Consider the following 25,551-nt stretch of genomic DNA (forward strand, 5'->3'; position numbering starts at 1 on the left):
TTTTTTAGATGCTATGACCATTCTATTTAAGTGTATTTGATTGGTTTTTAATTGGTTGTTGTTGGCTTGTTGACTTTGTTAAAATTATTGTGCCGAGGTGAAAAAAGTCTCCAAAATGCTAAATTTGACAATACAGTCTAAAAATCGTAAATTTACTATGCTATAAAACATTTGGGAGATTTTTTTGTTGATACCTTTACGGTATACCTCGTCTATCCCAAAATGATAAAATACTTGCTTATGAATAAATACATATACATATTAATATTGGTAATGGGTGTGGCTTCATGTTGGGGGCAATCCAAAAGGTCGTCCAAGTTTTCTGAAGAAGAACTTCCTGTTCATAACGAGTTATTTGTAGGAGGAGGAATTAATACAAGAGGCTTTCAAGTTAATGTAGCCTATAGTTTAATTCAAAGTCCATTTAGAACCTTGTCTTTTTTTGTGGATTTTGGGGAAATAAAACACACCAAAGAACGTCGTCAAACGTATGATGGGTTATCAATCGTAGGAGGTGCGCCCAAGGCATTTATTTACGGCAAAAAAAATAACTTGTTTTTCTCAAGAGTAGGTTATGGTGAAAAATATTATTTGTCTGCTAGAAATAGAAGGCTTGTCTCTCTTGGTTTTACTTACTCGGGAGGATTTTCATTAGGAATGGTTCGACCTTATTATTTAGATTTAATTTACAGAGATAATGGAGGTCGTCCAAACATAGTTCCTGAAAAGTATAGTGAAGCGAACTTGCTCAAGTTTTTAAACCCTCAAGAAGTAGATGGTCCTTCGGGAGCAGCTTACGGGTGGGATGAATTAGACTTAGTGCCAGGTTTTTTTGTTAAGGCTGGCTTGTTGATCGACTGGGGAGCATTTGACAATGTGTTAAAAGATATTGAAATTGGAATTGCTGCTGATTTTTATTTTGAAGAAATTCCTATTATGATTTTTGAAAAAAATACTCCAGTATTCGTAAATTTGTATATCAATATACATTTAGGACATCGTTGGTAAGCAATATGCAAATAAAATCGTTTTCCAATAGATTCATAATGAACTTAATGAAAAGAATAGTTTGATTTTGACAAACTATTGTAACCAAACAATACTTCGTAAGACAATTCTATTAATTTGATCATTAACAAGGTAACGTTTAGATATTCAAAATATTAAAACACAGATAATCAAATTGAGACAGAGATGCTTTTGGGGTTTGCGATAGCAAAACAAAAAATCTACGAAGTACTAACCAAACATAAATTATGTTAATAGAGCTTCCAATCGTACAGCCTAAAGCTGAACGTAAGAAAAAACCAGATTGGTTAAGAGTAAAATTGCCAATGGGTGAGAACTACAAGCGAGTTCGAAAATTAGTAGACGAATACAAGCTACACACCATTTGTCAAAGTGGTCATTGTCCTAATATGGGAGAATGTTGGGGAGAAGGAACGGCTACGTTTATGATTCTAGGAAATGTATGTACCCGCTCTTGTTCTTTTTGTGCAGTAGCTACTGGGCGTCCGCCAGAATTGGATACTGACGAACCGCAACGTGTGGCAGAAGCCATACAATTAATGGGAGTTAAACACGCTGTAATTACTTCTGTGAATAGAGATGAGCTCAAAGATAAAGGAGCACAAATATGGTTTGATACCGTTCGATTGGTCAAAGAGTATTCGCCTACTACTACCATCGAAACATTGATTCCTGATGTGCGTGGAAAATGGGATGCTTTGGAATTGATGATTAGTGCTGGACAAGAAGTCGTATCACACAATATGGAAACGGTCGAAAGCCTTTATAGAAAAGTGCGTCCTCAAGCAAAGTATCAACGTAGTTTAGAACAAATTAAACGAACTAAAGAATACGGCAAACGAACCAAATCGGGGGTTATGGTAGGATTGGGTGAAACCAAAGAAGAAATGATGAAAATCATGGATGATTTAGTAGCCCATGGTTGCGATGTGCTTACAATAGGACAATATTTGCAGCCAACCAAACGTCATATTGATATTGCAGATTATGTTCATCCTGATTTGTTTGCAGAGTACAAAGAAATTGGTCTATCCAAAGGCTTTGATTATGTAGAGTCAGGACCTATGGTTCGTTCTTCTTATCATGCAGAACGCCATATTTAAACAGACCAATCCATAAAGAGTAACAGGGCAATTTGAAAGTTCAAATTGCCCTGTTTTTATAAATAATCTATAGATTAGCTCAGTATTTTGATAATATCTTCAATACTCAACGCTTGTTGTTCTCCAGTTTGCATATTTTTGAAACCTAGTTGTCCGCTTTCCATTTCTTTATCGCCAATGATAATAACATAAGGAACCTTTACTTTATCAGCATATTTCATCAACTTTTGAAACTTCCAAGCTTTAGGATAAATGGTTGAAGAAATACCAGCGGCACGAACTTTTTGAAGTGCTTTAAAACCATACTTCAAGGCATCCTTGTCCATTGCTAAAAATAATACTTTGCTAGTATTGAATTCAACAGTGTCAAATAAATTCAATTCCTCCATGACATCATAAATTCTAGCTGCTCCAAATGAAACACCGACACCCGACATATCTTTTAGTCCAAAGATACCTGTTAAGTCTGCATAGCGACCACCGCCACCGATGCTTCCCATTTTGATATTCTTCTGGCTTTCAATAGATGTATCTACCTCCACTTCATAAATACAGCCCGTATAATAGCTTAATCCACGAGCTAGAGCAAAGTCAACCTTCAGTTGGTTGCTAAAGTTATAACCTTCCAAAAATTCTAAAACAGTTTCCAATTCTTCAATACCTTTTAACCCTATTTCGATCCCTTCAAACAAAGTTTTTAGGGTAGCTATATTAGGCGCATTGATAACTTGCTTTACCTTTTCAAAACCTGCTTGATCGATTCCCATGCGACTCAATTCTTGCTCGACACCATCCCAACCTATTTTATCTAATTTATCAATAGCTACGGTAATCTTTGCAAACAGTTCAGGATAGCCTGCATATTGAGCCAAGCCATCTAAGATTTTTCGATTGTTCAAACGAATAACAACACCTAAGTTTAGTTGGGCAAATGCTTCATCGTAAATCTGACACAATTCTGCTTCGTACAACAAAGAATCCGAACCAATAACATCAACATCACATTGATAAAATTCTCTGTAGCGTCCTTTTTGAGGTTTGTCTGCTCGCCAAACGGGTTGAATTTGATAACGTTTGAAAGGAAAAGAAATGTTATTCTGATTTAAAACAACATACCGTGCAAATGGAACGGTTAAATCATAGCGCAAAGCTCTTTGAGAGATAGAAGCAGTTAACCCTTTTGAATCTTTATTGGCTAATGCGTCCGTATCTGCCTTTGCCAAATAATCGCCATTATTTAAAATCTTAAACAAAAGCTGATCGCCCTCGTCCCCGTATTTCCCTGTTAAGGTACTCAACTCTTCCATAGCGGGAGTTTCCAGAGGGTTGAAGCCATATTTTGTAAAAACTTTTCTCAATGTTGAAAAAATGTAATTTCTCTTATTGACTACCTCAGAAGAAAAGTCCCTAGTCCCACGTACTAACTTTGGTTTCATGGTATATTATTATTTATAGTATGATTCTGTTTATAAATGAATGGTGTTTGATTCAAAACATTTTGAATTATTATACTATAATATATAGTGTAATAAAAAAGACTTGAAGAAACACAACATAAAAACTGCTTTTAAAGGCTCCAAAAGTACACTACATAAAACTATATCCAAAATAACTAAGATAGAAAAATCAAAAACTTTATTTTCTCAATAGTAAATCTTACTTTTGCATGGATATTAATCTTCTTAAAAATAATCAGACAATTGTGAAAACCTTGGAGCAAGATTCAGAAATTTTAGGAGCACTAGAAGTAGCAATCAAAAAAGACAAAGAATGGTTCCTCCAAACCATTAAAACAATTCAAGATGAAAATGTTTCCAATTACCCGATCTTGGTAGCCTTTCCTTCTTTTACAACTGTAAATATTGGTCTTCCTATTGTGGAAGGAGAGAAGTTGTCATTTAATGCAACCACCTTAGAAGAGTTGGCAATGAAAAAAGTTGTTTCTTTAGAGAAGATTGATGAGTTTAGAAAATTATACAAAGAGAAAAAAAATAGCTTTTGTATTTTTCTATTAGAGAAGCCTGCTCCTCAATTTATTTTTATTCCCGTATAAGTTTTTATTTAAACCAATATAAATACTATCTTAACAGTTGGTATTAAAGGAATGTTAAGATTTCAATTCTAAAAAGAGGAAAACTTTGAGCAACAAAAAAATATCCAACAAAGTCTCAGGAGTCCCTTTTTATTAGTAAAAGTAAAAAAAAAGCAAGTTTCTAGAATCCTTAAGGCAACAAATCATTTTTGGAGTGCGTTATCTTTATATTTGGATTCTATTATGTCCAGTAGTTAAACTTTTGTAAAAACTATCTATACATCATTGGGAGAAAACTCGTACTTTATCCGAATGATTCACAGAGTAGAAAAGTAAATATGTTAAAAATTTTATACTTACACGCAAAACAGTCATACCCTATGTTACGTTGTAAACAATTACTTGTCCCGTTGCTTAACGTCTTTCTGATGTTAGGCATTTTCTTGTTAGGGACACAAGAAGCAAATGCTACCCACGCAAAAGGGGTAGATGTTTCCTATGTTTGTCTGGGTCCTACGGCTAGTGGGATGCAATATGCACTGACATTAAACATCTACCGGGATTGTAATGGTATCGGTTTGCCTAATAATCAGACCATAAGTTATACTGGTACTTCCATTAGTACGGGAAACCCGTGTACAGGATCGGTGAGCTCCTCTCGTCAGAGTATAGAGGATATTACCCCAAACTGTAGCACGCAACAATCTTCTTGTGGTGGTGGTAATGGATCCTTTGGTGTAGAAAAACACACCTATACGGCAACCATTACAATACCTTTTGATTGTTCTAATATCGTATTTTCATGGCGACTGTGTTGTCGAAACAATTCCATTACTACTTTGGTAGGTAGCCCAGCAATGTATGCTGAGACACGGAATATTTTTAACAATGCGGCAACGTGTAATAACTCGCCTATTTTCTTAAATCCTCCAGCGGCTTATACTTGTATTGGACAACAAGTATTTTATAACCACGGAGCAATTGATTACGATGGCGATTCATTAAACTACTCTTTAGTGCCTTGTTTGGAAAATGCAAATGACCCAGTTCCATATCAACCTGGTTTTTCTGGAACGGCTCCTTTTGGTCCTTCTGACCCAGTTACGATTGATGCACAGACAGGAGCGATTGCTTTTACACCAACGTCTTTACACGTAGGTGTTTTGTGCGTTTTGGTTGAAGAGTATCGAAATGGTATCTTGATTGGATCGACAATGCGAGACATTCAATTTGAAGTATTGAACTGTAATAATGCCAATCCAATCTTATCAGGAGTGAATAACTCTGGTCAAGGAAGTGTTAACTTTACTACGTCAACTTGTTTTGGTTCTCAATTGTGCTTTGATATTGTCGGGTCAGATCCTCCAAATCCAGGAGATGTTTTATCTATGTCTTATGACCAATCAATACCTAATAGTACGTTTACTGTTTCTGGTCCAGGAGTTCCTTCTGGAAATCAGATTACAGGTACATTCTGTTGGACGCCAACAGTATTTGATATCGGGACACATACATTTACAGTAACCATACAAGATGATGCTTGTCCTTTGGTCGGCTCCAACACATTTACATATACGATAAATGTAATCTCAAATCCTAACGACCCTGTAGATGCTGGTCCAGATGCAAGCATTTGTTTGGGCGATTGTACACCTTTATCGGCTACGACAACTTCTCCTAATGGAGTTAGCTACTCTTGGTCACCTACAATAGGATTATCCGACCCTAATATTCCAAATCCTGTAGCTTGTCCTCCATCTACAACAACGTACTCTGTTGTTTTAACATATAATGATGGTTGTACATCAACAGATCAAGTAACGGTTACGGTAGAGGATGATCCGCCATTGGCTGTAGCACCTAACAATATCAATGCTTGTGGAGGTGCTCCTTTAGTATTGACAGCAACAACGGATGCTCCCTCTATGAACTTTACGTTTACAGAGTTGCCACCTTTAGGAACGGCAACAGTACCCAATACGGTAACTGGTCCAACAGCGACGGCACCAGTTACAATACCCAATGCACCTGGTACATATCAATGGAATGTTGAGGTAGCTAATCCTTTTACAGGATGTAGCTCTTCTGAGATTATTACCATAACAGTTGGGGATTCTGTAGCGGAGCCAGCTTGTCGAAATATTTATGTTTCTACATCTGGTAGCTCATCTGCGTCTGGTTCTCAATTTGATCCAGTAAATATTCAAGAAGCTTTGAGACGTGCCGCTTGTAATAATTCTGTTATCAAACTAGCAACAGGTACCTATAATATAGATACTGCTTTAAATATAACTAGTAACCTAACAGTTGAAGGTGGTTTTATTGAAAATCAAGCTTGGTTGAAAACGTCAGAAGTTGGAGCGACGACTATTAATAGAACAAGGAACAATGCTGGAGGTGTTCTAAATGCAGATCGACATCTAACAGCTGTAGAAGTCTTTGGCTCTAGTTACTTCCGCTTACAAGATTTAACAATTACAACAGATGATGCTGTTGTTCCAGGAACCTCTACCTATGGTATCTTTATGAACAATGCATCTAATTATAATATTACACGTGTTAATATAGAACCAGGAAATGCGACCAATGGTACGAATGGAACAACAGGTTGTTCTGGAACCGATGGCCAACCTGGTACGAATGGACAAGATGGTCTACCCAATGGTCAAAGTGATAATATCCAAGGAGGAAATGGTGGTTTTGGAGGAAATAGTTGTGGATCGTTTGCCGTGATCTTTGGTGGTGGCGGTGGTCGTAATGCCGATCTTGGAAATGGACTTGGTGTTGGAGCAGATGGAGCAAGTGCTTCTGCTGGTGTTGTCGATGGTGGCGCCGGTGGTGGTGGTGGACGAGGTGGTAATGCCGATGATGGTGCTGCTGGTGGTTCATCTGGACGTGGAGGAACTCCATTAAGCCCACCTGCTGGTTGTTCTGCAACAGGATCTGGTCTAGGTTCTGCTGCTTCTGGAGGACTAGGAGGAGGTAGAAATACCTTAGGAGATGGTCTCGCCTTTAATAATGGTACACCGAATGTTGGTCAACCTGGTACTCCTGGTATTGCTGGAGTTGTGGGTTGTGCTGGTGCAGATGGTGCTCCTGGTTTGCAAGTTGCTTGTCGTTATACTGTAGGTGCTCAAGGTGCTACTGGTATGTCTGGATCTGGTGGATCTGGCGGTGGCGGCGGCGGCGGCGGTGGCGGCCAAGGTGGTCCTTGTGGATGTGTGAATGGTACTGGTGCCGCTGGTGGCGGTGGCGGTGGCGGTGGCGCCGGAGGTCTAGGCGGAACTGGTGGTTTCGGTGGTGGTGGCTCTTTTGGAGTCTATATGTGTTCAAATGGAGCTAATGGATTTATAGAGCATTGTCATATTTCTGCAGGTAATCCTGGTGCTGGTGGTATCGGAGGTGCTGGTGGTGTCGGAGGAAACGGTGGTGCTGGTGGAAATGGAGGAAATGGAACTGCAGCAGAAGTTCAGAATGGTGGTGCTGGTGGCGCTGGTGGTGCCGGTGGTTCTGGTGGTGTTGGTGGAAATGGTCAACCTGGTATTGCTGTTAACATCTTTTGGGATGGTGGCGGAACCGTTCCAGTAGCACAAGATTCAACTTATGAATTATACAACCAACAAATCATTTATGTAGAAAATACAAACTGTACCAATGCAGAGGTTATGTTTTGGGATTCTTCGAGAGTTGCTTCTCATCCAAATACAACTGCATTGCCTCAAATTATTCCTGTTGGTTTGCCAAATACAACGGTAACAAACTGGACATTTGATGCTGTTGGTTCAAATACTGTTCCTCCAACAGGAACATTCAATGCAGATACAACACGATATAATAATGTAGGTCGTTATAGCATTATTCACAATACTTGTGTCGGTTGTCCTGCTTCAGGTGGTGCTGCTGGAAACGCCCTAGAAGAATATCGAGGTTTCCACAATATTGCCTTTGACAAAGCTTTCAAACCAAACATTATCACTAGTGCCAATGTTATAGGTGTTGATACCTTCCAATTATGTGTGGGAGATTTTGCGACTTTTGGAAGCTCAGTTTTTGGAGATACAACCAGATGGGAATTTAATGGAGCAATTCCAAATCCTGGAAATGTTCAAAATATACCTAGTACACAATTTAATGTATCTGGATTCTTTATGATTGAGTTATTCCTAATTACAGATTGTTGTGGGGATACACCGACAGATACAGCTTATTTATATGTAGACCCAGTACCAAATGTAACTGGCAATGGAAATCAAACAGTTTGTTTGGGAGATTCTGCATTATTAACAATAGGAGGTCTATCAGCAACGGATACTGTAATATGGTCTCCAACATCTAATCTTGCATTTATATCAGAGGACAGTGTACTTGTTAGCCCAACAGCTACAACAACGTATACGGCATCTGTTTATTCTTTGGTTACAACTGGTGGACAAACAAGGTTGTCTTGTCCTGTATCATTGAGTTATACAGTTAATGTTAACCCATTACCAGACCCTGCAATGTCTTCTACAGATGTTGTTTGTAACAACGATGGTACTGCAACTGCAACACCTGCAGCAGGTACCTATGACTTTGTTTGGTCAAATGGATTGACAGAAAATGGTGTTGCTACAAGTACAATTGTAAATCTAGCAGCAGGCACTTATTGTGTTACTGTAACAAATACTGTAACTGGTTGTGTAGATACAGGTTGTGTGTTCGTAGCACCAGCAGTGGCTGTTCCAGGAGTATTTGCAACAAATATTACCCCTGTTACTTGTGCTGGCGCCAATGATGGTACTGTAACTATTGGAACATTAAATGGTACCGCTCCTTATACTTATGTATGGGATACAATAGTTCCAGGTATCGTTAGTCCAACATCAAGCAACTATACAGTGACTGGATTGCCGCCAAGAGATTATACTGTTACTGCAACAGATAACAATGGCTGTCAATCTCAAATAACGTTTAATATACCTACACCAGATCCTTTGACGATTGCGATCATTGATACGACACATCCTGTTTGTCAAAATGATACAGGAAGAATTGAGATAGAAGGTCAAGGTGGTACTGGATTAATTACTTACATCTGGTCTAATGGAACAACAACATCAACAGGGATTCTGTCAGGAATTGATACAGGGTTTTATTGTGTAACTGTTGTTGATGATAATAACTGTACAAATACTCTTTGTATCAACTTAGATGCACAACAAGTTTTAACAACAGCAATTGATATTGCTTCTCCAATTCTTTGTAACGGAGGAACAGCTTGTATAGGTGTGAATGCTACAGGAGGATCAGGTTCATATACGTATAGCTGGTCTGGAGGCGGTATTACACCGTTCACTACAGGATCAGATACAGCATGTAATTTCCCTGCGGATGCAGGTGCTTATACTGTTTTAGTTACAGATAATACTTTCGGTTGTACTACAACTGCTGATATATTTGTAACGGAACCACCATTACTAACTTCTACCATTTCTTCGCAAAGTAATGTAAGTTGTAATGGCGACTCAACAGGTATTGCTACTGTAAGTGGTACAGGAGGAACAACTCCTTATACTTTCTTATGGGATGCTAATGCCAATAACCAAACTACTGCAGCAGCAACTAACCTACCTGCTGGAACTTATTGTGTAACAATTACAGATTCTTTAGGTTGTACCGCAGTTTCTTGTGCTACGATTACACAACCAGCAACAGGAGTAGATGTAAATGCTTCTGTTACAACTCCAATTTCATGTTTTGGAGGAGCAAATGGAGAAGCAACAGCAGTAGGTGCTAATGGCACACCTGGGACTACAGGATATACTTATACTTGGTCAAATGGTCAAACGGGAGCTGTGTTAATAGGTGGATCTGTTGCAGGCAGCCCTTATACTGTTGTGGTGAGAGATTCTCTAGGTTGTGAGGATAGCACCACAATAAGCTTTACACAGCCATCTGCCGTAACAGCAAGTATAGCAAGTACAATTAGTGTTACTTGTTTTGGAGATTCAACTGGACAAGCTACAGCAGCAGGTACAGGAGGAACAGGACCTTATACGTTCCAATGGGGATTAAATACAGGTAACCAAACAGGACCAACCGCAACTGGTTTGAGTACTATTGGAGGTCCATACTGTGTTATTGTGACAGATGCGAATGGTTGTACAGATTCAATTTGTGTAACAATTCCTCAACCAGGAAGTGCATTGACTTCAAGTGCAGGTGTTATTGATAACGCTAATTGTGCGGGCGCTTCTGATGGAATTGCTTTTGCAACAGGAGCAGGTGGAACAGGAGCTATCTCTTATATTTGGGATGGTGGTACTGCTACGGGAGCAACAACAGATACAATTACAGGATTGGCAGCAGGTGTTTATTGTGTAACCGTAAGCGATGCCAATAACTGTGAAAATACACATTGTGTAACTATTACAGAACCAAGTGCAGTAACAGCAACAATTTCTGGTTTTACAGATGCTTTATGTTTTGGCGATTCAACTGGAACGGCAACAGTGGTTGGTTCTGGTGGTAATGCAGGGACAGCATATACTTATCTTTGGTCAACAACTCCTGCACAAACAACGGCAACAGCAACTAATTTAGCTGCAGGAACTTATACCGTGACTGTTTCAGATGATAGTTTATGTGTTGGTACGGCTTCGGTAACAATATCTCAACCAAGTCAAGTAAATGTTATTGCTTCAGTAATTAGCAACTTTAATGGTTCTCAAGTAAGCTGTCCAACTGCTAGTGATGGTAGTGTTACAGCTAATGCTTCAGGTGGAACTGGAGGATATACCTTTGGTTGGAGTCCTGCAGGAGCTGGTCAAACATTAAATGGTGTTGATACAGGAATGTACATTGTAACGGCAACCGATGCCAATGGTTGTACTGCATTAGATACAACGAATGTTGTTCCGCCAGCGCCAGTAGTTGTTACAATTACTTCTACAACAAATGTAAATTGTTTTGGTACTGCAACAGGTAGTGCTACAGCGAATGGAACAGGTGGTTCTGGAGGTCCTTATACTTATGTTTGGACGGATGGTTCTACAGGTGCAACAAATTCAAATCTATCTGCAGGTGTACACTGTGTTACAGTAGAAGATGTGAATAATTGTCCAGTAGTAACTTGTGTAACAATTACACAACCTTCTGCTGCTGTCTCTGGAGCGATCACAATTGATACAACTATTAGTTGTAATAATGGAAGTGATGGCGATATTCATGTAGTAGCAACAGGTGGTACGCCATTTACAGTAAATCAACCGAACGGAACAGGTTATACTTATGTTTGGACAAATGGTTCTACTGATACTTCAGCTATGAACTTAGCTGTTGGCCAACACTGTGTTACGATTACAGATTCATTAGGTTGTTCTTTTGTAAGTTGTGTAACATTAACAGAGCCAACAGCCGTAACAGCAACAATCAGTGCAACACAAGATATTGATTGTACAGGTGACTCAACAGGAACCGCAACAGTTGTAGGTTCTGGTGGAACTCCTAATGTTCCAGCACCAGCCTATACTTTTGAATGGTCTGATGGTCAAGTAACTCAAACAGCAACAGGCTTAGCAGCAAATACGTCTTATTCTGTGACGGTATCTGATGCGAATGGTTGTCCAGCAGTAACTAATATAACTTTAAGTCAACCTGCTAATGCAGTAGATGTAGGAACAGCTGTTATCTCTGACTACAATGGTCAAGATATTAGTTGTGTTGGTGCATCTGATGGATCTGCAGTAGCCACAGGTTCTGGCGGAAGTGGATCATATACTTTTGATTGGGGATTGACAACTAACGACACCTTATCTAATGTAGGAGCAGGAACATATATGGTTACAATCACCGATTCACTAGGTTGTACAGATACGGCTTCTGTTACTTTAGCTAATCCTCCTGCGCTTACAGCAACAATTACTGCTCAAAGTGATGTGTTGTGTAAAGGAGATTCTACAGGTAGTGCAACCGTAACTGCTGGTGGTGGAACAGGAGTATATAGCTACTTATGGTCTGATGGACGTACTGGAGCAACGAACAACAATTTGCCAAATGGTACGCATACTGTTACTGTAACAGATGCTAATAATTGTACGGTTTCTACTTCAGTAACAATCAATGAACCTGCTTTAGCTTTAACATTTGCTACGATTGTAATTGATTCTACCGTGAGTTGTAATGGAGGAAGTGATGGAGGAATCACAGCATTTGGAGCAGGTGGAACAGGAGCCTACAGCTTTGCTTGGGATAATGGAGCATCAACAGCTTCTATCACAGGTATTGATGAAGGAACATACTGTGTGACCGTAACGGATGCGAATGGTTGTACAGCAGATACCTGTGTAATAATGACGGAACCAACACCAGTAGTAGCGACAATAAGTGGCTCTACGAATGTATCTTGTTTTGGAGACTCAACAGGAACAGCAACGGTAACAGGTTCAGGTGGAACAGAATTGGGTGCTTATGACTTCTTGTGGTCTGATGGTCAAACAACAGCAACGGCAACAGGTTTAGCAGCCAACACACTATATCAAGTAACCGTTACAGACGATAATGGCTGTACAGGAGTTACTAATATAACACTAACTCAACCATTAAGTGCTGTCAATGTAGGAGCAAGTATTATCTCTGACTACAATGGTCAAGATGTAAGTTGTGCTGGTGCAACGGATGGTGCAGCTGCAGCGGTAGGAGCAGGTGGAACAGGAGCTTACATGTTTGATTGGGGATCAACAACAAATGATACCTTATCTAATATTGGAGCAGGAACTTATACTGTGACAATCACGGATGCGAATGGTTGTACAGATACAGCTTCTGTTACTTTAGCTAATCCTCCTGTACTTACAGCAACAATTACTGCTCAAAGTAATGTATTGTGTTTTGGAGATTCTACAGGTAGTGCAACTGTAACTGCTGGTGGTGGAACAGGAGCATATAGCTATTTATGGTCTGATGGACGTACTGGGGCAACGAACAACAATTTGCCAAATGGTACGCATACAGTTACTGTAACAGATGCTAATAGTTGTACAGCAACAGCATCTGTAACAATCAATCAACCAGCTGCTGCTTTAACATTTGCTTCTGTTGTAATTGATTCTACCGTGAGTTGTAATGGAGGAAGTGATGGAGGAATCACAGCATTTGGAGCAGGTGGAACAGGAGCCTACAGCTTTGCTTGGGATAACGGAGCATCAACAGCTTCTATCACAGGTATTGATGAAGGAACATACTGTGTGACTGTAACGGATGCGAATGGTTGTACAGCAGATACCTGTGTAATAATGACGGAACCAACACCAGTAGTAGCGACAATAAGTGGCTCTACGAATGTATCTTGTTTTGGAGACTCAACAGGAACAGCAACGGTAACAGGTTCTGGTGGAACAGAATTGGGTGCTTATGACTTCTTGTGGTCTGATGGTCAAACAACAGCAACGGCAACAGGTTTAGCAGCCAATACACTATATCAAGTAACCGTTACAGACGATAATGGCTGTACAGGAGTTACTAGTATTCTATTAACTCAACCAACAGCAACATTAACGGCAGGAGCAACTGTTAACACTAATTATAATGGACAAGATGTAAGTTGTAATGGTGCAACAGATGGTGAAATTAGTGTTGTAGGTTCTGGCGGTACTCCATTTACAGGATCAAATCCTTATACATATAATTGGAATACGACAGCTACTAATGATACATTAACTGTAGGAGCAGGTACTTATACTGTAACTGTAACAGATTCATTAGGCTGTACAGCAGTAGCAACAGTAACTGTTAACGAGCCAGCCTTATTGACGGCAGCAATAGCAAATGGTCAAACTAATGTAGCATGTTTTGGAGACTCAACAGGTCAGGCTACTGTAAATGCTAATGGAGGTACAGTAGTTGGAAACTACAGTTTTGTATGGGACAATGGTGTTACTACTGCATTAAATGGAAATTTACCTGCAGGAGTTCAGTGTGTAACAGTAACCGATGCAAACGGATGTTTGGCAACAACTTGTGCTACAATTACACAACCATCTAGCGCAATATTAGTAGCCAATGCTACCGTTAATTCAAATGTATCTTGTAATGGTGGTAATGATGGCGAGGCAACTGTAACGGCATCAGGAGGAACACCAGGTGTAGCAGGATATAACTTTAACTGGGCTGGTTTAGCTCAAACAACAGGAAATATTACAGGTTTATCAGCAGGAACTTATTGTGTGACAATCACAGATTCTTTGGGTTGTGCTATCGATACTTGTATAACTATAACTCAACCAACTCCAGTAACAGCAACAATTACTAATATTAATAATGTAAGCTGTTTTGGTGATTCAACAGGATCAGCAACTGTAACTGGTGGAGGTGGAACAGTATTAGGGGCTTATACTTTCTTATGGGATGCAAATGCTGGAAATCAAACAACAGCAACGGCAACAGGTTTAGCTGCTAATACTTCGTACTGTGTAACTGTAACAGATGATAACGGTTGTACAGCGACAACTTGTGTAACATTAACACAACCCAATCTTTTAACAGTAAGCGGTTCAGAAGTTACTCCAGTAGCTTGTGCTGGTGAGAGCAATGGTTCTATACAAGCAACAGCAACAGGAGGATCTGGTACACTTAACTACACTTGGGGAGCGAATACAGGCGGTGCAACAACCGATACTGTAACAGGTTTATCAGCAGGTGTATACTGTGTAACTGTAACTGATTCTTTGGGTTGTACAGCAACAACTTGTGTAACATTGACAGAACCTTCTGCAATAACTGTGACGGCAACAGCTGTTGTAGACGTAGTTTGTAGAGGAGATTCTACAGGAGAAATTACTGTAGCAGCAACAGGTGGAGCTGGCGGATATACTTTCTTGTGGGATGCTGCTGCTGGTAACAGAACAACAACTACTGTAGCAGGCTTAGGAGCGGGAACATATTGTGTTATCGTAACCGATGCTAGTGGATGTAGAGATTCACTTTGTGTAACATTAAGTCAACCTGCAACAGCAGTAGATGTAACAGCGAACGTAATTTCAAATTATAATGGTTCACAAATAGAATGCTTTGGTGATTCTTCAGGAGTAGCAGTGGCTATGGCAACAGGTGGTACGGCAGCTGTAGATTATCAATATGCATGGACAATTACTTCTCAAACAAGTGATACAGCAGTAGGATTGCCAGATGGTACATTCTGTGTAACTGTAACCGATGACTTTGGTTGTACAGATACTGCTTGTGTAACAATCGCAGAGCCTACACCAGTTGTAGCAACAATAACTGCAACAACAAATGTAGCTTGTTTAGGAGAATGTACAGGTACTGCAACCGTAGCTGGTTCAGGAGGAACAGGAAGTGCTTATACTTACTTGTGGGATGCTAATGCAGGAAATCAAACGACTGCAACAGCTACAAACTTATGTACAGGTTTATATGGAGTAACTATTTCTGATGTGAATGGATGTGTAGGAGTTGCTACAGTATCTATTTCTGAACCTAATACAGCGGTTCAAGCAACGGCGATTGTTAGTTCAAACTATAATGGTCAGGACGTAAGTTGTAATAATGCCTTTGATGGAGAAGCAACTGCGTCAGCAGTAGGAGGAACTCCTGGTTCTGGCTATACTTTCCAATGGAATGGTGCTGCTTCAGGTCAAACGACGGCAGTTGCAACAGGTTTAGGGGCTAATATTTTATACTGTGTAACTGTAACAGATGCTAATGGATGTATTGATTCTGCTTGTGTCACATTAACAGAGCCAACAGCGATTATACCAACTGTAGATACGACTATTAATGTAGCATGTTTTGGTGATTCTACTGGTGCTGCAACTGTTTCAGCAACAGGTGGTGTTGCTCCTTACTCTTACTTATGGGATGCCGCTGCTGGCAATCAAACAACAGCAACAGCTGTAGGTTTGGCTGCAAATTCTTATACGGTAACCGTAACAGATGCCAATGGATGTCAAGGTGCTGCTGTTGTAGTAGTGGGACAACCTTCTGGTCCAATAGATGTAGATGCAGTTATTACTTCTAGTTATGGAGGTGGAACACCTCTACAATGTTTTGGTGATTCTTCTGGTTCTGCTTTAGCAACTATTTCAGGAGGAACAGCACCATATACCCAAATCTGGGGTCATGGTCCAACAACATTAGCTGTAAATAACTTATCTGACGGAACTTACTGTATCACAGTAACTGATTCTCTAGGATGTATGGATACAGCCTGCGTAACGTTATCACAACCTACTCAAGTAACCGTTAGCTTAGTATCTACTACTGATGCTTCTTGTAATGGTGGATGCGATGGTACTGCTACAGTAGTAGCATCAGGAGGAATTCCTGGATATACTTATCAATGGGATGCCGCTGCTGGAAGTCAAACAACAGCAACTGCAACAGGTTTATGTATTGGTGTTTACGAAGTTAGCGCAACAGATGCTAATGGATGTATTGCTACATTTAATGTAACTATTTCTGAACCTGCAACTTCAGTTGTAGCTAGTGCAATTGTAACATCTAACTACAACGGTGCTCAAGTATCTTGTGTTGGATCTAGCGATGGACAAGCTACTGCAACTGCTTCAGGAGGAACAACTGCTGTTGCTGGCGTTTATACTTATGTATGGACAAACGGTACTATTAATAGTACATTAGATAGTGTACCTGCTGGCGTTTACTGTGTAACTGTTTCTGATGATAATGGTTGTAGTGATATTGCTTGTGTGACAATTACAAATCCAAGTCAAGTTACCGCCACAATTACAACTACAAATGATGTAGCTTGTTTAGGTGATAGTACAGGAAGTGCAACTGTAACGGCAACAGGTGGTACAGGAGGCTATACTTATTTGTGGGAAGCTGCCGCTGGAAGTCAAACAACAGCAACAGCTACAAATTTGGCTGCTGGATCTTATATTGTAACAGTGACAGATGCTAATGGATGTACTTCTCAAGCAATTGCAATCATTAATCAACCATCCGCTACATTAGTGGCTGGGGCAACAATAACAAATAACGTAGCGTGCTTTGGAGATTCTTCTGGAGCTGCTCAATTGAACATAATTGGTGGTACAGCACCTTACAGCATCGCATGGAATCATGGCCCAACGACTGCAACTATAACAGGTTTACCAGATGGTACATACTGTGCAATCGTAACCGATTCTTTAGGATGTATGGATACTGCTTGTGTCACTTTACTAGAACCTACACCAGTAACGGCTAGTGTAACAACAACACCTGCTGATTGTAGAGGTGCCGCAACAGGAACAGCTACTGTAACAGCTAATGGAGGTACTCCTGGTACAAATGGATACACTTATTTGTGGGATGCGAATGCAGGCAACCAAACAACAGCAACAGCTACTGGTTTATCTGCGGCATTAAGTCCTTATACTGTAACGGTAACAGATGGTAATGGATGTACAACAACTGCTTCAGCAATTGTTACAGAACCAGCGACCTCAGTTAATACTGCTTTGGTTGTACTATCTAACTACAATGGTGCTCAAGTAAGCTGTAACGGTTCTTCTGATGCCATTGTTGGTGTAACTTTATCAGGTGGAACGACTCCTTACACTTACTTGTGGTCAAATGGAAGTACTAATGATACGTTGACAGGAGTAGGAGCAGGACAACATTGTGTAACGGTAACGGATGCCAATGGATGTTCAGATATCGCTTGTATCACAGTAACAGAGCCTTCTGTAATTACGGCAACGATTTCTGCTACCAATAATGTAGCTTGTTTTGGTGAATGTACAGGAACAGCTACTGTGAGTGGAGCAGGAGGAACTGAAAATGGTACTTACAATGTATTGTGGGATGCAAATGCAGGAAACCAAACAACTGCAACTGCAATTAACTTGTGTGCAGGTTCTTACAATGTAACTATAACAGATGATAATGGATGTACAGCAGTAACAACTGTAATTATTACAGAGCCATCAAATGGATTGGCTGCAACAATTACTGCAACGTCTAATTATAACGGTCAACAAATATCTTGTGCAGGTGCATCAGATGGTGAGTTGACAGCAACAGCAACAGGAGGAAGCGGAGCAGGTACTTATTCTTTTGCTTGGGTTTCTAATCCTTCTGTTACAAATGTAGCAACAGGCTTGTCTGCTGCTGGTAACCCTCATTGTGTAATTGTAACAGATGCTAATGGATGTGTTGATACAGCATGTTTCAACTTAGTTGATCCAACTCCATTAACAGCATCTAGTACACAAACGAATGTAAGTTGTAACGGTGGTTCTAATGGTACTGCAACTGTAGTTCCAACAGGCGGTACTGGTACCTATACTTATACATGGGATGCCAATGCTGCTAATCAAACAACTGCAACTGCAACAGGCTTAGCAGCAGGTCCTTACTGTGTAACGGTAACGGATGCTAATGGTTGTCAAGTAACAACTTGTGTCAACATTACAGAGCCTACTTTATTAACAACAACAGCAACAATTGCTTCTAACTACAATGGTCAAAATGTAAGCTGTAATGGTGCTAATGATGGGATTGTATTTGCAACACCATCAGGAGGAACAATGCCTTATACTTATGCTTGGTCTACATTAGGAGCAGGAACTGGTGATACTATCACAAATGCTAGTGCTGGACAAGTAATTGTTATTGTAACGGATTCTTTAGGTTGTACGGCAACAGATACAGTCGTATTAACAGAACCAACTCCAGTTACAGCATCAATTACAGCATCTACCAATGCAACATGTAATGGTCAATGCGATGGTTCTGCAACCGTTTCGGGAGCAGGTGGAACAGTAACAACTGGATATACCTTCTTGTGGAGCGCGACTGCAGGTAGTCAAACAACAGCAACAGCGACGAACTTGTGTGCTGGAACTCATACAGTAACGGTTACCGATAATAATGGATGTACGAATGTAACCTCTGTTACTATCACAGAGCCTTTATTGGGAGTTTCTGCTACTGCAACTGTAACATCTAACTTTAATGGTCAAGATGTAAGTTGTAACGGTGCTTGTGATGGAACTGCAACAGCAACAGGAGCAGGTGGAACAGTAACAACTGGATACACGTACTTGTGGGATGCAAATGCAGGCAACCAAACAACAGATACAGCATTCAACTTATGTGCTGGTACTTATACTGTAACGATTAGTGATAACGGTGGATGTTCTAACACAGCTACAGTGACAATCACAGAACCTTCTACAGTCGTAGCAACTATCTCTTCTACAGTAAGTGTAAGTTGCGGTGGTGGTTCTGATGGACAAGCTACAGTAACTGGTAGTGGAGGAACTACTTCTATCGCTGGATATACGTACTTGTGGGATGCAAATGCAGGCAACCAAACAACAGCGACAGCTACGAACTTGCCTGGTGGTGTTCCAATTAGTGTTACTGTAACAGATAACAATGGCTGTACTGGTGTGACTACTGTGACAATTGCTCAACCAGCAAATGTATTATTAGTAAACCCAGTTGTTACATCGAATTACAATGGTCAAGATATTTCTTGTAATGCAGCGTGTGATGGAGCAGCACAAGTTCAAGTAACTGGAGGTATCCCAGGATACAACATTACTTGGTCTACAGGTGCAACAGTAGATTCTATTGCAAACTTATGTGCAGGAACTTATGCTGTAACAGTGACAGATAACGGTGGATGTACCGTTGTAGATTCTGTAGTAGTGACAGATCCTGCTGTATTGACAGCTGGAATTGTTACTCAAAACAATGTTTCTTGTACTGGTGGTGCAGATGCTTGTGTTGAGGTTGGAGCATTAGGAGGAACACCTGGATATACTTACGCTATCCAACCTGGTGTCACTCAAGCAAACAACGGATTGTTCTGTAACTTACCTGTGGGTACTTATACTGTAACAGTTACTGACTTGAACTTCTGTGCAACTACTGTTGGCGTAACAATTACAGAGCCAGCGACATTACCAACAACAACAGTTAGTGTAACATCAAATTACAATGGACAAGATGTAAGTTGCTTTGGAGCTTGTGATGGTATTTTGACGGCAACACCTAGTGGAGGAACAGCGCCTTACACGTACAGTTGGTCAGGAACAACACAAACAACACAGACTGTAACAGGAATGTGTGCAGGTACTTACTCTGTATTGATTACAGATTCATTAGGATGTACAGCATCTGCTGTAGTAACGATCAACAACCCTGCTCAATTGACAGCATCGTTGACAAATACTGTAGATGCATTATGCTTTGGAGATTCTACAGGTTCAGCAACCTTTACAGTAACAGGAGGAACAGCTCCTTATACTTATAGTGCAGGAGGAAACTCTGTGACGACTGTAAATACATCAGCAACAGTTAATAATTTGGTAGCAGGACCTTATACTGCATCTATCACAGATGCTAATGGATGTACGGTTCCAGTTTCCTTTATTATTTCTTCTCCACCACAATTGATTGCAACAGCAACCGTAACTTCTTCTTACCAAAATGGATCGGTAATTAGTTGTGCAGGTGCTTGTGATGGAGCGGCTACTGCTGTAGGTGTAGGTGGTAACCCAGGAAGCACTTACAACTTCTTATGGAGTTCAAGTGCAGGCGGTCAAACAACCTTTACAGCAACTGGTTTGTGTGCAGGAACACATACTGTAAGCATCACTGATCAAAATGGATGTGTGGCTGTAGATACAGTAGTTCTTGTAGAACCACAACCATTGACAGCAACAAGCACGCAAGTAAATGTGAACTGTTTTGGAGATTCTACAGGATCTATCCAAATGACAGCAAACGGAGGTACGCCAGTATATACTTATACATTAGGTGCAGAAACGAACTTTACAGGTCTATTTACAGACTTGACAGCGGGAACATACTGCATCACAGTTAGAGATACGAATGGTTGTAGTATCATAGAATGTGTTACTATAACTCAAAATACACAGCTGCAAACAGTAACCTTAGTTACTTCAAACTACAATGGTGCACACACAAGCTGCTTTAGCAGTGCAGATGGTGCGGCTAGAGTAAATGTAACAGGAGGTCAAGCAGCTTACAGTTACCAGTGGTCAACAACACCAGTTCAAACAACACAAGTAGCAACTGGCTTGATGGGAGGTACTTACTATGTTACCGTAACCGATACTTTAGGTTGTGTTGCGATAGATAGTGTTGTGGTAACCCCAGCAGATAGCTTGATTCTAAATGTTGTCGATACAGTACATGTTGCTTGTTTCGGTCAACCTACAGGATCATTTACAGTAGCTGCTAGCGGAGGAGTTGGACCATACTTGTACTCATTTGATGGAGGGGCTACCTTTACCAATACAGTACAATACACGAATTTGCCAGCGAATATGATTGGAGCTGGATACTGTGTGATCGTTAGAGATGCGAATGGATGTGAAACAACAACTTGTATCCGTATCAATGAGCCTACTCAATTGCAAGGCTTGGCAGATAGCTTGATTATGGTAAGTTGCTTTGGTGGAGCAGACGGAATTATTGCTGTAACAGGAGTGGGCGGAACAGCACCATACTTATACAGCTTTAATGGTGGTTCTTTCGATACGACTAGAATCTTTACAGGATTAGCGGCACAAAACTACACCATCGATATTCAAGATGCTAATGGATGTATCTTCTCGATGACCAACCAAATTATCACACAACCAGCAGAGTTGATCTTAACCGTAGATACACTACGTAATCCAACTTGTACGGGACAATGTGATGGTGTGATTGAGTTGAGTGCAGTAGATGGCACTCCTGGATACGAGTTCTCTATTGATGGTGTCAACTATCAATTGTCAGGTATTTTCTCTGGCTTGTGTGCGGGAGGTTATACGGTATACGTAAGAGATGCTCAAGGATGTATTACTAGTCGAACAGTAATTTTAGTACAACCTACACCAGTAGTTGCCAATGCAGCTGTCACTTCATTCTACCCAGCAGGATCAAACATTCAATTTAATGTTTCTTGCTTTGGTGAGTGTGATGGTTCTGCAGTAGCAACACCAACTGGAGGTACACCAAGTACAGCAGGTACTTATACTTACCAGTGGTCTTTAGGTGGTGCAACAACAGATACAATTACAGGTCTGTGTGCTAATACAGTATACACAGTAACTGTAACCGATATTAATGGATGTACAGCAGTTGATTCTGTTGTTTTGACAGAGCCAACAGAATTGGCAGGAGTATTTACTCAAGTAACACCTGAAACTTGTGCAGGTAATGACGATGGAGTTATCGTTGTAACAGCAACTTCAGGAACAGGCGCAGGATCATATACTTATGATATCGGTGCAGGACCAGTAACCAATGGTGTCTTCACCAATCTTGCAGGTTCTTTGACAGGTACTTCTTACTCTGTGACAATTACAGATGCAAATGGATGTACAGCAGTTCTAGACACATTAATCTATGAGCCAGCATCCGTTACTATTTTGCCAACAAGTGGTGTAACTAGCGACTACAATGGATTTGATATCTCTTGCTTTGGTGCAGCAGATGGAGAGTTAACAGTAGTTCACACAGGAGGAACAACTCCAATTAGCTACTTGTGGGATGTTAATACAGGTGCTCAAACAACAGCAACTGCAACAGGATTGAGAGCTGGAACTTATTGTGTGACAGTAACAGATGCCAATGGCTGTGCCGTTGATACTTGCTTGACATTGACACAACCAACACCATTAACAATGACTGCAACAACTGATTCTGCAGGATGTACTGGTGCTAATGGAGGTAGCGTTTCTGCTATTCCTTCTGGAGGAACGGGAGCATATACTTATGCAATAGATAGCACAGGATCTGGAATTCCTAGCGTGTTTGGAACAGACAGTACATGGTCTAACTTGACAGCTGGTACTTATACAATTTACGTACAAGATACCAACGGTTGTGGACCAGTTCAACAAACAGTAACTGTTGGTCAAGGTGCGCCAATCGTACCAAATGTAAATGTACTAACACCATATAATGGGCAACAAATCAGTTGTAATGGTGCTACTGATGCAACGGCAACTGTCACGGCTACTGGTGGTACTGTTGGAGGTATCTTCTTTACTTATCAATGGGATGCTGCAGCAGGTAACCAAACAACTAGTACGGTTACAGGATTAGGAGCAGGTACTTACTTTGTAACGATTACAGATACAGTTTCTAACTGTACTGAAGTTGTCTCAGTAGTAATAACAGAGCCAACAGCTGTAACGCTAGCAACAGATACCGTAATTAATGTTGGATGTAATGGAACAGCAACGGGTGCTGTTCAAGTAACAGCAACAGGAGGAACTCCTGGTTACACATACAGTACAAGCTTTGTGGCAGCAGGAACGAATACAACAGGTATCTTTACGAACTTGCCTGCTGGAACGTATGATGTTTATGCAATCGATCAAAATGGATGTGGGGATACACTATCTGTAACTATTATAGATGCAAACCCAATTACAATTGACTTAGATTCTGTTAACATTTCTTGTTCTGACTTAGTTGATGGACAGGTTGTAGCAACAGTAACAGGTGGAACACCATTTACAACAGGATTTGGATACACCGTATCTTGGACTGGTCCTTCTGGATCAATTACCGCAGTAGATACTTTATTCAATGTACCTGCAGGAACATACACTATGACAGTCTTGGATGCGGCAGGATGTACGCAAACCGCTAGTACTACAGTATTGGCACCAGCGCCAATTGTGGTAACGGCAACAAGCGTAACGCCAGCAACATGTGGAGATTCTACAGGAGTAATTACATTGACAGCTACTGGAGGTCCTTCTGTACTGGACGGTGTATTGGGAGCATACGAGTTCTCTTTAGACGGAGGTACTACTTTCACTAGAGGAACGAACCCAATTACTTTCAGTAACTTGGCAAGTGGTAGTTACCAAATTGTTGTAAGAGACACTAATAATACAGCTTGTATTGATGTAGAAACAGTTGATTTGGGTAGCAATAGCGATATCTCTGGATTCACTACAACTACCAATGAAACTTGTGACGGCTATGCAGATGGTACTGCAACAGCATTTGCTACAAGTTCAGCAGGAGGATTTACTTACCAATGGTATTCTAGTAATGTACCTGGAATCATCTTTAACACAAACCAAACAGCTACAAACTTAGCAGGTAACGTGTCAGATGTAGACGGAGACGGAATCTTAGATACTTTGTTCACTTACTATGTAATTGTAACCGATGCTAGTCCTTGTGTGGATACATTCCCTGCATACATCATTGGACCTGATTCATTGACAGTGAATGCTAGCTTAGTACAAGATGTAAGCTGCTTTGGTGGCAATGATGGAGCGGCAACGGCAACAGTTGTGGGTAGAGATACTAGTGTAGTAACCTTCTTATGGAATAATGGTGCTACAACAAACTTTGCTAATGATTTGAGCACAATGGGCTTAGATTCTATGCCATACATTGTAACTATTACAGATACTGCAGGATGTATGAGTTCAGATACCGTATTTGTATCTCAACCATCACAACCAGTAACGGGAGCTTATTCAGGTAGTACAGTAACTTGTGCAGATAGTAGCAATGGAGTAATAACAATTGATTCAGTTGTTGGTGGAACAGCACCATATTTGTACTCTTTTGCAGCAATTGGACCTTATGGTTCTGATGCAATCTTATCACAAGGTTTACCAGCAGGTATGTACACCGTTTATACACAGGATGCCAATGGATGTATTGATTCTACGGAGAATATTATTATCCGTGATACAATAGACTATATTGTAACTGCGTTTATGGATCAAACCATCAACATGGGAGAAACTGTAACGCTTTATGGAACAGTTAACAATTCAGGAATTGATAGTTCATTAGTAACATGGTCTCAATTAGATCCGAATACAGGAATTATGAGTATTGTCTCTACAGGAGCTAGCTCTCTTGAAGGATTTACTCCTGATACCTTCTTTACAGATATGCAATTTGTTTTATCATTGAATAATGGATGTGGAGACAGCTCAATTGTAACCATTGAAGTGAATCAACAACAAACAGTATTCGTTCCAAATGCCTTCTCACCAAACGGTGACGGTACAAACGATATCTTTACGGTGTATGGTTCAAGCGATGTGAAGAGAGTTAAATCATTCATGGTATTTGATAGATGGGGTGAATTAGTTCATATCGGAGAGGACTTCGCACCAAATAGTATTGATCCTAACCACGGATGGGATGGTACATTTAGAGGAAAAGCAATGAATCCAGCAGTATTTGTTTACTTTGCTGAGGTTGAGCTAACCAACGGTGAGACAGTAATCCGTAAAGGTGACGTAACTTTGATCAAATAATAATAAATAGGAGCTGCCGAAGTTTTGGCGGCTCCTTATTCTATTAAAAAATCAAGTTTATATAAAGTAAGGCTCAGTCTTGAATTGAGCAGTAAGTAAATCAAAATAAATT

General features: G+C 40.4%; 5 protein-coding genes. 4 read left to right on the plus strand and 1 reads right to left on the minus strand.

What is annotated here, in order from left to right; translation table 11 throughout:
* Positions 1-240 precede the first annotated feature (240 nt).
* Both QP953_RS09515 and lipA read left to right on the plus strand, forming a co-directional pair.
* Positions 241-1,008 (plus strand): hypothetical protein, encoded by a 768-nt coding sequence (locus QP953_RS09515; RefSeq protein ID WP_156039632.1) that lies wholly within the window; start codon positions 241-243, stop codon positions 1,006-1,008.
* A gap of 248 nt (positions 1,009-1,256) precedes the next feature.
* Positions 1,257-2,132, plus strand: a complete 876-nt coding sequence (gene lipA, locus QP953_RS09520; RefSeq protein WP_052592737.1) for a lipoyl synthase — start codon at positions 1,257-1,259, stop codon at positions 2,130-2,132.
* Positions 2,133-2,206: 74 nt separating this feature from the next.
* Here lipA and hisS read toward each other — a convergent pair whose 3' ends face one another.
* A complete protein-coding gene (hisS, locus tag QP953_RS09525; RefSeq protein ID WP_309554808.1) occupies positions 2,207-3,568 on the minus strand; it encodes a histidine--tRNA ligase in 1,362 nt (453 codons plus the stop codon).
* A gap of 230 nt (positions 3,569-3,798) precedes the next feature.
* Between hisS and QP953_RS09530 the strand changes: the two genes are divergently transcribed.
* Both QP953_RS09530 and QP953_RS09535 read left to right on the plus strand, forming a co-directional pair.
* Positions 3,799-4,185, plus strand: coding sequence for a hypothetical protein (locus QP953_RS09530; RefSeq protein ID WP_052592741.1), 387 nt, complete (start codon positions 3,799-3,801; stop codon positions 4,183-4,185).
* A 359-nt stretch (positions 4,186-4,544) separates the two neighbouring features.
* Positions 4,545-25,439: a gliding motility-associated C-terminal domain-containing protein gene (locus QP953_RS09535; protein WP_309554811.1), complete on the plus strand. Its 20,895-nt coding sequence runs from the start codon at positions 4,545-4,547 to the stop codon at positions 25,437-25,439.
* Positions 25,440-25,551 lie beyond the last annotated feature (112 nt).

The sequence above is a fragment of the Aureispira sp. CCB-E genome, assembly GCF_031326345.1.
In the GTDB taxonomy this organism is placed as follows: domain Bacteria; phylum Bacteroidota; class Bacteroidia; order Chitinophagales; family Saprospiraceae; genus Aureispira.